The organism is Negadavirga shengliensis, from assembly GCF_042652345.1.
GTDB classification, from domain to species: Bacteria; Bacteroidota; Bacteroidia; order Cytophagales; family Cyclobacteriaceae; genus Negadavirga; species Negadavirga shengliensis.
On the sequence record NZ_JBHSJJ010000023.1, the window covers coordinates 41250 to 53348 of the forward strand.

Sequence of the window (12099 nt, forward strand, 5' to 3'; positions counted from 1 at the left end):
CCCCTGAATAATGAGACAGTTACTTATTGGATATGATGTCGGCAGTTCTTCTGTCAAAACCACTTTATTGAATGCGGAAACCGGAAAAGTTCTGACTTCGGTGGGTCTGCCAAAGGAGGAAATGGCCATCCAATCCCCCCACAGGGACTGGGCAGAGCAGGACCCGGATACCTGGTGGAAATATATTGTGGAAACCACCCAAAAGGTAGTGGCGGAAGCGGGTATCAAAAAAGGGGAAGTCAAAGGGATAGGCATTTCTTATCAGATGCACGGCCTGGTGTTGGTGGACAAGCATTACCAGGTTATCCGGCCCTCCATTATCTGGTGTGACAGCCGGGCAGTGGACATCGGCAACGAAGCTTTTTCTGCCTTGGGAAGTGAATATTGTCTTTCCCATCTTTTAAATTCTCCGGGTAATTTCACAGCCTCCAAACTTAAATGGGTAAAGGAAAACGAAAAGGAGAACTACAAGCGGATCCACAAGATGATGCTCCCGGGAGATTATATCGCCATGAAACTGACCGGTGAAGTTTTAACTTCGGAAACAGGCCTGTCGGAGGGTGTTTTTTGGGATTTTCTGGAAAACGGCGTGTCTTCCCGGCTGCTGGACCATTATGGGCTGGATGCAGGTTACCTTGCAGATGCTGTGCCTTCTTTTAGTCCACAAGGCACCCTCCAAAAAGAAATAGCAGAAAAACTGGGCTTGGAAGCGGGAATACCTGTTACCTATCGGGCAGGGGATCAACCCAACAACGCCTTTTCCCTCAATGTCTTGGAAGAAGGCGAGCTTGCTACCACGGCGGGGACATCCGGTACCGTATATGGGGTAAGTGTCAGGCCGGTGTATGATCCCGCCTCCAGGGTCAATACATTTGTCCACGTGAACCATACCGCTTCTGATCCAAGATACGGGGTGCTGCTTTGTGTGAACGGCACCGGGATTTTGAACAGTTGGCTCAAAAAACTGATTGGGGGAAATTCCATTGACTATGCGCAAATGAATGAATGGGCGGCAGAAGTGCCGATAGGCGCTGAGGGCCTCAACTTTATCCCGTTTGGTAACGGAGCGGAGAGAATCATGGAAAACCGGCAGGTGGACGCGCATCTTTCAGGGTTAAATCTGCTCAAGCACGATAAGCGGCATGTGCTGAGGGCAGGACAGGAGGGGATCGTAGCGGCCTTGACCTATGGCTTCAATATTATGAAAAACATGGGGCTTAACCTCAATACCGTGAAAGCAGGGAAGGCAAATATGTTCCTCAGTCCTTTGTTCAGGGAAGCTTTTGTCAACATGAACGATGTGACTTTAGAGCTTTATGATACGGACGGCTCACAGGGTGCGGCAAGAGGAGCCGGTATTGGAGCCGGAATCTATACCGATGCCAAAGAGGCGTTTGTGGGCCTTGAGAAAATCGACACCTTTCATCCTGATCCAAAGCTGAAAGAAGCCTATCATGAGGTGTACCGGCGTTGGGAGAATTACCTCGGGAAGCTTCAATGAGGGCTGTATTGAAAGAAACTTATGTAACCTAAAAAATAAAAAACAGTAAATCAATGTCTAATACTTATTTTCCTAATATCGATAAAATCAAATTTGAAGGAAGGGACTCCCAAAATCCTTTGGCATTTAAATTTTATGACGAAAACCGGGTAATCGCCGGGAAGAGCATGAAAGACCATTTCCGGTTTGCGATCGCCTACTGGCATTCGTTCTGTGGAACAGGCAATGATCCGTTCGGCCCGGGAACCATTGTCAGGGAGTGGGACAAATCTTCCGATCCAATCCAGCGGGCAAAGGACAAGATGGATGCGGCTTTTGAGTTTATCGGTAAGATCGGGGCGCCATTCTATTGTTTCCATGATACTGACCTTATCGATGAAGGGGATACCGTGGAAGAATACGAGAAGAGAATGGGCATCATCGTGGAATATGCCAAGCAGAAGCAGCAGGAAACAGGCATCAAGCTGTTGTGGGGCACCGCCAACGTTTTCAGCAATCCCAGGTACATGAACGGGGCAGCCACTAATCCTGATTTTGACGTGGTGAGCCGTGCCGCCACACAGGTGAAAAATTCCATTGACGCCACGATTGCGCTTGGAGGAGAGAACTATGTGTTTTGGGGAGGCAGAGAGGGCTATATGTCCCTGCTCAACACCGACATGAAGAGGGAGACCGAACATTTGGCGCGGTTTCTGACCATGGCCAGAGATTACGGGAGAAAACAGGGGTTTAAAGGCACCTTTCTGATTGAACCCAAACCTATGGAACCCACCAAGCATCAGTATGATTATGACGCCGCTACGGTGATCGGGTTTCTCAGGCATTTTGGATTGGACAAAGACTTCAAGCTGAACCTGGAAGTAAACCACGCCACCCTGGCTGGACACACGTTTCAGCATGAGCTTCAGGTAGCTATGGATGCCGGACTTTTGGGAAGTATCGACGCCAACAGAGGGGATTATCAAAATGGTTGGGATACTGACCAGTTTGCCATCAACCTCCAGGAACTGACAGAGGCGATGCTGGTCATTCTGCAAGGGGAGGGTTTTACCACCGGCGGCGTGAATTTTGACGCCAAGATCAGGCGAAATTCCACAGACCTGGAGGATTTGTTTCATGCCCATGTAGGCAGTATGGATGCTTTTGCAAGAGGCCTGATCATCGCCAATGATGTTATGGAAAAGTCAGCTTATAAATCTTTGCGTAAATCGAGATATGCTTCTTTTGATTCCGGAAAGGGAAAGGACTTCGAGGATGGCAAGCTATCCTTTGAGGACCTAAGGTCTCATGCGTTGGAAATAGGCGAGCCGGCGCAAACAAGCGGTAAGCAGGAGATGTACGAAAATATCCTTAACCAGTACATATAAAACAAAAAAGAGGCTGATTATCAGCCTCTTTTTTGTTTTACTTTTTTTCCTCTGCGAGTAGTCTTTCTACCTCCTTAATGACCTCATGGCTCAGGTGAGGCACCAGGTTGAGGTCCCGTTCCCAAAAGTCCAGCTTGGCGAACACAGATTCCACGATGCCCTCCGCGTCTTTGATTTTCCATATCTTATCAAAAAAAGCCAGGATCTGAGGCTTGTCGTTCAGAGGGATCTGGAAGCCACCGTAATGTCCCTTGTAGAAAACAATCAGCGCCGCAAAAGACCGGGCCAGGTTTTTAGGTGCTTTTTCCCTGCGTTTAATATATTCGAGTATGGAAGGCAGCACCCGCACTTTAAATTTTGAAATCGAGTTCAGTGCAATGGCGCTGAGCTGATGTTTGATAAACGGGTTTTTGAACCGGTCTATTACATCGTTCGCAAAACGGTGCAATTCTTCCTTAGGAGGGTCCAAGCTGGGAATGATTTCCTCAAAAATGGTTTCTTTAAGGAATTTGCCCGTCTCAGGATCATCCACAGCTTCTTTGACAAGCCTTAATCCTTTCAGATAGGCCACCGGCACCATGGCGGTATGCGCACCGTTCAGAATCCTCACTTTCCGGGTCCTGTAAGGTTTTAAGTCTTTTACCACCTTCACATCAAGCCCTATTTTTTCGGCGGGAAATTTATGACGGAGTACATCAGGACCTTCGATTGCCCAAAAGTGAAAGGGCTCCGCCATGACCAATTGTTCATCTTTATAGCCCAGCTTTTCCTGGATTTTGCTGCCCATGTCTACGGGGTATCCTGGCACGATTCTGTCCACCAGGGTGTTGCAGAAGCTGTTTTTTTCATCAACCCATCTGCTGAAGCCGGCGGGCAGGTCCCAAAGCTCGGCATAACGCAGCACGATCTCTTTAAGTTTTTTTCCATTATCCTCTATCAGTTCGCAAGGCAGGATAAACAAACCTTTTTTCGGATCGCCTTTAAAATGGTCGTAGCGGTGAAAAAGCAGCGCGGTGAGTTTTCCGGGGAATGATTCAGGGGGGACGGTCCTGTCTTTGTCCTTTTCATCGTAATAAATACCGGCTTCGGTGGTGTTGGAAAAAATAAATTCAAGTTCCGGGAGTTCACCATAAGACAAAAATTCAGGATATTCAAGATAGGGGTTGATGGCGCCTACTACAGAATCCACCAACCTGTTTTCCTCTACCGTCTCTCCATTTTGGTAACCTCTTATGAGGACATGGTATAGACCGTCCTGAGCATTGATGCCATAAGCTGGCTTTCTCCCGTGTACCTGGATCATTTGAATGTTGCCGTTAAATCCGGCTTTCTCATTGAGAAGGTCTACCACCCAATCAGGGAAGCCTCTCATAAAATTACCGGTGCCGAATTGCAGCACTTTTATGGGTCTGATATTTTTTTGCGGAAGATTCTCTCTGCTTAAAACTTTCATAATGGTAATGATAAAATATAAGGTTCAGTTAAATAATTCTTCCCATCCATCGGGACAATTCAGGCCTTTTTGGATCTCAGGGAAGATTCTCTGATAATCAGATCAGCCTTCAATATTTTTTTCCGGCTGTAGGTGTTTTTCGGAATGCCGTTGATCATCTCAAAAAACAGTTCCGCAGCGGCCTGCCCCATAGGAATGCCCTGCTGATCCACTGTGGTGAGGGCCGGATCGGTAAAGGCCGTAAAAGGCTCGTTGCTGAATCCCGCCAGTCCCACTTCCTGCGGGATTTTGACATTGATTTTCTTTAATTCCTGGAGTGCGCCTACCACGGCGTAATCACTGGCCGAAAAGATGGCATCAAACCCTATCCCTTTTTCCAGCAATTGCAATACACTCTGGTGGCCGCCGTCAAGCTGCATATTACTTTCTATTACCAGGTTTTTATCAAAATTTATACCATTGTCCAGAAGAGCCTGCTGGTAACCCCTCAGCCTTTCCTGATAAATTTTGATTTTCATATGACTGGTAAAATGGGCAATATGTTGGTATCCCTGGTCGATGAGGTGCTGGGTGACCTCGTAAGCCGACCCATAGTCATTGATGACTACCTGGCTTACACTGAGGTCGTCAGTAGTCCGGTCGAAGAAGACCAAAGGGATATCTTTTTGCATCACAGCATGAAAATGATCCAGGTTATGGGTGTTTTTCCCTAATGAAACCATAATGCCATCTACCCGAGCGTTCAACAGCGCTTCTACTGTCTGCACCTCTTTTTTATAGTCGTCATAGGACTGGCTGATCATCACTTTGTAGTCCAGTTCATTGGCGTGTTCCTCTATTCCTCTGACGATACTGGAAAAGAAATTCCGGTTGATGGTCGGGACAATGATCCCGATCAACCGGCTCTTACCATGACGGAGCGCTGCAGCAATCTGATTGGGTTTATAATTGATTTCCCTGGCGGCTTCCAAAACCATTTTTTTAGTGGTTTCACTGATCCTCGGGTGGTTGTTCAGGGCCCTGGACACCGTCGATGCTGTCACCCCGATCTTGTTGGCTATGTCATGTATAGTGATCCTGTCTTTCTTGTTCATCGGTCAATTTAACGGGAGCCCAGTGGATAATTCCACGATTTATTTACCAATCATTTTGAATTATAAACAAATAATCCATTAAATGCAATCGATTGCGCTAATATAAGTTTTATTCTTTTACGATATTCTTTATATTTAGTCCCTCGAATGAATCGAGGTATCTGTTTTTATCCGAAAACTTTAATTATTTATCATCCAAGATTCCATCTGACCATTGAAAAACAAATTATAATCATATGAAATTCAACAGTAAATTGTGGTCTCCTGTTACAGCATCCATGCTATTTTTATCCTTATCATGTTCAACAGACAAAAAATCAGAAGAAGAAGTGAAAACTACGTTTACGGGAGAGAAAAATGAGATCAAACTGGTCACTTTGGATCCCGGCCATTTTCATGCCCATTTGGTAAAAAAATCGATGTACGAACAGGTAGATCCGAAAGTCCATGTATATGCCAAGGACGGGCCCGAGCTTCAGGCATACCTTGCCGCTATTGAAAGCTATAACACCCGTTCGGATAATCCTACAAGCTGGCAGCTTGAAGTGTACAAAGGAGATGATTTTTTAAACCGGATGATTAAGGAAAAAAAGGGAAATGTCATGGTCACTGCCGGCAACAACAGGGACAAGACTGCTAACATAAAATCAGCGGTGGAGGCCGGATTCCATGTGCTGGCTGACAAGCCTATGGCCATTGATGTAAATGGCTTTGAAGTGCTCAAAGAAGCCTTTGACCTGGCAGCGCAAAATGATGTATTGCTTTTTGACATCATGACGGAAAGATTTGAGATCACCACCATGTTACAGAAAGAATTTTCGCTGATCCCCGATGTGTTTGGCACCCTGGAAAAAGGCAGCTTGGAGAATCCGGCGGTGACCAAAGAAAGCGTACACCATTTTTTCAAACAAGTGTCCGGCAAGCCTCTTCAGCGCCCGGGCTGGTTCTACGATGTCTCCCAGCAGGGAAATGGAATAGTGGATGTGACCACCCACTTGGTGGACCTGGTCCAATGGGAGTGTTTCCCCGAAAAGATCATTGATTATGAAAATGACATAGAAATGATCAATGCCAAAAGATGGACAACCGACCTTACGCCTGAGCAGTTTGAAAGGTCCACGGGACTTGGTACTTATCCCGATTACCTGAATGCGTACCTGGATGGTGATGTCCTTAAAGTGTATGGGAACGGCGAAATCAATTATAAAATCAATGATGTTCATGCCAAAGTTTCAGTAATTTGGAATTATGAGGCCCCTGAAGGATCCGCTGACACCCATTATTCCATCATGAGGGGCTCAAAGGCCAATTTGGTCATCAGACAGGACAAAGAAGAGAATTATACCCCTGAATTATATATCGAACCGGTACAGGGTGTAGATATGAAAGCGTTTGAAGAAACCCTGAAAAACAATGTGCAAAAGCTGGCGGGGAAATACGATGGCTTGGATGTGGTAAAAACCGACAAAGCCAATTCCTGGCGGATTGTCATTCCCGGGAAGTTCAGAACAAGCCATGAAGACCACTTTAGGGAAGTAACTGAAGCCTATATTCAGTATTTGACCGAAGGAAAATTGCCCAACTGGGAGGTGCCCAATATGATCGCCAAATATTTCGTCACCACCAAGGCATTGGAAATGGCGGAATGAAGTTTTCTTACTCGCAGCCGGATTACTGCCTTTACGCTTAGCCATTTGGGCTATAAAAGCGGGTGGAATGGAGCGGTTGTGGGAAATCATCAGCCTCACTGAGAAGAAATGATGGGATTATAGACCATGAATGTCATCAACTATGAAAAATAACCGAAGAGATTTTCTAAAGATGTCGGGCATTGCCGGACTGGGAATCATGGGAGGAGGGATATTTCCCACTCCCGCATCTGCCTCTGAAAAACCAAGATTACACAATGGGAATGTGGATACAGAAAAAAGCATTATAGGGCAGTACGGCCCGTGGGCAAACTCCAGAAACAGTGGCAGATTACCCAGCCTTTCTTTTAGAAGAGATGAATTCACCGATTTGGAAGGCTGGAGAAAGAGGGCCATGGACACGATTTTGGATCGTCTGGGGCTCCCTGAGTTAGGCCCCACTCCGGAGGTGACTTTACATCATACTTACACTTATGACGGATTGGTGATTGAGGAAATTTCCTGGCAGCTGCCATACGGCAGAGCCACCAAGGCGATTGTCTTAAAGCCTGTAAATGCGGAAGGGCGTCTGCCGGCGGTGCTGGCTTTTCATGATCACGGCGGCAACAAATATTTTGGCGTGAGAAAAATTACCAAAACCGGGGATGACCAGCATGAAATGATGGCGGATCATCAGAAGAATTATTATGAAGGGCGTGCATGGGCCAACGACCTTGCGAAAAGGGGGTACGTGGTCATGGTATCTGACACCTTTACTTTCGGTAGCAGGAGGGTGCTGATGGAAGATGTGCCTGAGGACCAAAGAAAAGGGTTGACCGATGGAGATCCTGAAAATCCCGACAACATAAAGGCATATAACAGCTGGGCTTCTGACCATGAACATATCATGGCCAAATCCCTGTTTTGCTCCGGCACCACCTGGCCTGCCGTGTTCTATGCCGAAGACAAGGTGGCTTTGGATATACTTGTGGGGCGGGATGACGTGGATGCAGATCGGATAGGTTGCGGAGGCCTTTCGGGGGGAGGCATGCGGACGGTGATGTCGGCGGGGCTGGATCACAGGGTGAAATGTGCTGTCTGTGTGGGTTTTATGAGTACCTGGACAGATTTTTTACTGAACAAGTCCTTTACCCACACCTGGATGGCTTATGTGCCGCGGCTTCCTGATGAATTGGACTTTCCGGAAATGCTGGGTTTAAGGGTGCCATTGCCCACTATGGTATTGAATGATGAGGATGATTTTCTGTACACCTTACCTGAAATGAAAAAAGCAGATGGCATTTTACAGGAAGTATTCGCCAAGGCGGGAGCTGCTGACCGCTACAAATGTTCCTACTATCCTGGTCCGCATAAGTTTGACAAGCCCATGCAGGAGGAAGCGTTTTCCTGGTGGGATCAATGGTTAAAAAGCTGATAACGACATAATCATGATGACCACCCGTATAAAAATACTGGCCCTATTACTGGTCTTTTTTGCTAATTGTATTTCCACAAGAATGATGGCGCAATCAACGGCTACGGGGCAGGATAACATGCTCTGTGTAGGCGCACATTGGACAGAAGAGGAGGGTGCTGCCTTCCTGGAAAAAATGAAAATGGAATATACTTCAGCCCAGGCATGGATGGAGCGGGCTTCCGCCATCAGAAAGCAGATTCTCAAAGGTACCGGACTGGAGAAAATGCCTCAAAAAGGCCCATTAAATCCGGTGTATGGAGAAAAGAGAACCTATGATGGCTATGAGGTGCAAAACATCGCCTTTGAAAGCCTCCCAGGGGTCTATGTGACCGGTAGTCTTTATACACCCCTTGGCAAAGAGGGCAGATTGCCGGGAATCCTCAGTCCCCATGGCCATTTTGATAAAGTGGGTGAGGTGGGAAGATACAGGCCTGAGGCCCAGAAGAGGTTTGCGTCAATGGCCCGGATGGGTGCCATGGTGTGGGCATATGATGCCGTGGGCTATGGACAGATGAAAGAAATAGGTTGGGAACACCGGCACGAAGAAGCATTGAAATTACAGTTGTGGAACAGCATACGCGGGGTGGACTTTATCTTGTCATTGGGGGCTGATCCGGAAAGGATAGCCGTTACAGGAGCTTCCGGAGGAGGGACGCAGACCTTCTTGCTGGCTGCCGTTGATGACCGCATTGCGGTATCCGCGCCGGTGGTGATGGTGTCCGCCCATTTTTTTGGAGGATGTGTGTGTGAGAGCGGTATGCCAATTCACAAGACAAAGGACTTTCAGACCAATAACGTTGAAATAGCTGCGGTGGTAGCGCCCAAACCGTTGCTGTTGGTTTCTGTGGGAGGGGACTGGACCTTGAACAATCCGGAAGTAGAGTTTCCCCATATTCAATACATTTATGGCCTCATGGGAAAACCTGAAATGGTGGAAAATGTCCACATCCCGGAAGACCAGCATGGTTATGATGATAAAAAGCGGCAGGCCGTGTATCCTTTTATGGCGAAACACCTGGGATTGGATCTGGAGAAGGCGCTTCATCTGGATGGATCACTCAATGAGGATATGATCGTTATTGAGGACCAAACTGCCCTGTATCCCTTTGACGAAAAACATCCTTTTCCGGAAAATGGTATTAAATCCAATCAGGCAGTATTATGGAAGTAAACAGTCACACAATAAACCAAAAATGAAATACTCAAGAACGAGAAGGGATTTTGTCAAAAAAAGTGTGTTTTCCGGCTTGATGCTTGGTGCCATCGGGAGTTTGCCTGCTTTAGGTTCCCATGGCCGCCAGGGAATGAAATTGGGCTTGGTGACCTATCAATGGGGCAAGGACTGGTCATTGCAGGAACTTATTGCCAATTGTGAGAAAGCCGGTTATTTAGGCGTAGAGCTCAGGACAGAGCATGCCCACGGTGTGGAAGCACACCTGAATGCCAAACAGAGAAAGGAAGTTAGACAGCGATTTGCAGATAGTCCCGTTACCTGTGTGGGCTATGGCAGTAACTTCGAATACCACAGCCCGGATCCGGCAGTGGTGGTGGAAAACATCAACCAAACTAAAATCTACATCAAACTTTGTCATGATATCGGTGCCACGGGCATCAAGGTAAAGCCCAATACCTTGCCCGAAGGTGTTTCCAGGGAAAAAACCATCGCGCAGATTGCCAGGTCTTTTAATGAAGTGGGGAAGTATGCACAGGATTTTGGACAGCTCATCCGGGTGGAAGTACATGGAAGGATTACCCAACAGCTTCCTGTGATGAAGGCGATTTTTGACCAGGTGACCGAGTCTAATGTGAAGATATGCTGGAACAGCAACGACACGGACCTGATGGATCCGGGCTTGGTGGCCAATTTCAACATGGTAAAGCAATGGCTGGGCGATACCGCCCATGTCCGGGCTTTCGATGAAAATGATTATCCCTATCAGCAACTTTTTGAGCTGTTCAAAGAAGCGGGCTATCAAGGGTGGGTTCTTTTGGAAGCACACAGCAACCCGGCTGATAAAATCGCCGCGATGAAAACCCAAAAAGAGATGTACGAAACCTACGTGAAAAATATATAATTAACAGTAAACTAATAACAGATAAATAAAAATGACTGAAAGAAGAGATTTTATTAAGAAGAGCCTTTTGGGCGGTGCCGGTTTGGCAGTGGCGGGGATGTCCACAAGTGCAAAATCTTATGCCCGGATAAAAGGAGCCAATGACCGCTTGCAGTTGGCGATAATCGGGATCAGGGGACAAGGTACCAACCACATCAATCAATTCTGCAAGCTAAAAGACAGCAGAAATGTGCAGATCAAAACCCTGTGTGATGTGGATGAGTCCGTATATGCGGAAAAGATCAAAATTGTCCAGGAAAGGACAGGGGATAAACCCGGAACCGCATACGACATGCGTAAGGTTTTTGAGGACCAGGATATTGACGCGGTTTCCTTTGCCACGCCCAACCACTGGCATGCTCTGGGTACCATATGGGCCTGCCAGGCGGGAAAACATGTGTACGTGGAAAAACCCGCGAGCCATAATGTCTTTGAAGGCAGAAAAATGATTGAAGCGGCCAGAAAATACGACAAAATCGTTCAGGTAGGTTTCCAAAACAGGTCCATCAAGAATGTGATCGAGGCCATGAAGTTTTTGCATGATGGCAATATTGGAGACATCTATATGGCCCGGGGTCTTTGTTATAAGCCGAGAAACTCTTTTGGAATTGCCAAAGACAGCACCCCGCCCAGCGAATTGCACTACGACCTTTGGCTCGGCCCTGCTCCCTACAGAGCTTATAACGAAAAGAAGGGACACTATAACTGGCACTGGCATTGGGACACCGGAAACGGTGATACCGGCAACCAGGGCCCCCACCAATTTGACGTCGCCCGCTGGGGTATGAACAAGAACGAACACCCCGTGTCCGTATTTTCTACTGGTGGTATTTATGGGGTTTCACCTACAGAATGCTCCCAGGAAACCCCCAACACCCAGACTTCGGTATTTAAATATGAAGATGGTAAAGTGCTGGAATTTGAAACCAGAGGCAGATTTACCAATGGTGAAGGCAGCTTGAATACCAATATAGGAAATGTGTTTTATGGTACCGATGGCTATTTGGAATTGAATGGCAGTACCTGGAAAGCTTATCGGCAGGATGAAAAAGAGCCGTTTGCCACTTCTCAAAAAGAAAAACCGCAAGCCTCAGAATCCAATGTGCTGGCTGCTCCGGGCGGTGCGGAACACTATGCCAATTTTCTGGATGCCATCCGGGACGGTAAAAAAGAAACCCTGACCTGTGACATCAGGGAAGGATATTATTCATCAGCACTGCCCTTGCTGGCCAATATTTCTTACAGGCTGGGCAGAGGATTGAAGTTTATGGGTGAATATGAAAAATTTGCCAATGACACAGAAGCAGATACCTTGCTTACAAGACCCAGCAGACCACCCTATGTGGTGCCTGACCAGGTTTAAATTTTAAGTCAACAATATAGGGATCCCCGGTTATGCAGCCGGGGATTCTGTTTTTGAAATTGTCCGCAAAGTATCTAAATTAACGTAAGTTGGGGACGTTTT

Annotated in this window: 9 protein-coding genes; 7 read left to right on the plus strand and 2 right to left on the minus strand. The window is 46.9% G+C overall.

The features are described 5' to 3' along the window. Window positions 1-10: 10 nt before the first annotated feature. Together ACFPFU_RS24305 and xylA are read left to right on the plus strand one after the other, a co-directional pair. Window positions 11-1501, plus strand: a complete 1491-nt coding sequence (locus ACFPFU_RS24305; protein WP_377069101.1) for a xylulokinase — start codon at window positions 11-13, stop codon at window positions 1499-1501. Between the two features lie 53 nt (window positions 1502-1554). Beyond that, window positions 1555-2868 (plus strand): xylose isomerase, encoded by a 1314-nt coding sequence (xylA, locus tag ACFPFU_RS24310; protein WP_377069103.1) that lies wholly within the window; start codon window positions 1555-1557, stop codon window positions 2866-2868. Between the two features lie 37 nt (window positions 2869-2905). On the opposite strand, the gene ACFPFU_RS24315 is transcribed toward xylA, so the two are convergent. Together ACFPFU_RS24315 and ACFPFU_RS24320 are read right to left on the minus strand one after the other, a co-directional pair. Further along, window positions 2906-4321 (minus strand): tagaturonate reductase, encoded by a 1416-nt coding sequence (locus tag ACFPFU_RS24315; RefSeq protein WP_377069105.1) that lies wholly within the window; start codon window positions 4319-4321, stop codon window positions 2906-2908. Window positions 4322-4380: 59 nt separating this feature from the next. Further along, on the minus strand, window positions 4381-5415 hold the full coding sequence (locus ACFPFU_RS24320) for a LacI family DNA-binding transcriptional regulator (protein ID WP_377069107.1): 1035 nt from the start codon (window positions 5413-5415) through the stop codon (window positions 4381-4383). 236 nt (window positions 5416-5651) lie between these two features. Between ACFPFU_RS24320 and ACFPFU_RS24325 the strand changes: the two genes are divergently transcribed. The 5 genes from ACFPFU_RS24325 to ACFPFU_RS24345 all read left to right on the plus strand — a co-directional run bounded on the left by ACFPFU_RS24325 (window position 5652) and on the right by ACFPFU_RS24345 (window position 11997). Then, window positions 5652-7064, plus strand: coding sequence for a putative oxidoreductase C-terminal domain-containing protein (locus tag ACFPFU_RS24325; protein ID WP_377069109.1), 1413 nt, complete (start codon window positions 5652-5654; stop codon window positions 7062-7064). 142 nt (window positions 7065-7206) lie between these two features. Next, the gene (locus ACFPFU_RS24330; protein WP_377069111.1) at window positions 7207-8478 is read left to right on the plus strand and encodes a prolyl oligopeptidase family serine peptidase; all 1272 of its coding nucleotides are present in this window, start codon (window positions 7207-7209) and stop codon (window positions 8476-8478) included. Window positions 8479-8491: 13 nt separating this feature from the next. Then, on the plus strand, window positions 8492-9691 hold the full coding sequence (locus tag ACFPFU_RS24335) for an alpha/beta hydrolase family protein (protein WP_377069113.1): 1200 nt from the start codon (window positions 8492-8494) through the stop codon (window positions 9689-9691). A gap of 22 nt (window positions 9692-9713) precedes the next feature. After that, a complete protein-coding gene (locus ACFPFU_RS24340) occupies window positions 9714-10595 on the plus strand; it encodes a sugar phosphate isomerase/epimerase family protein (RefSeq protein WP_377069115.1) in 882 nt (293 codons plus the stop codon). Between the two features lie 31 nt (window positions 10596-10626). After that, window positions 10627-11997, plus strand: a complete 1371-nt coding sequence (locus tag ACFPFU_RS24345) for a Gfo/Idh/MocA family protein (protein ID WP_377069117.1) — start codon at window positions 10627-10629, stop codon at window positions 11995-11997. Window positions 11998-12099: the final 102 nt, after the last annotated feature.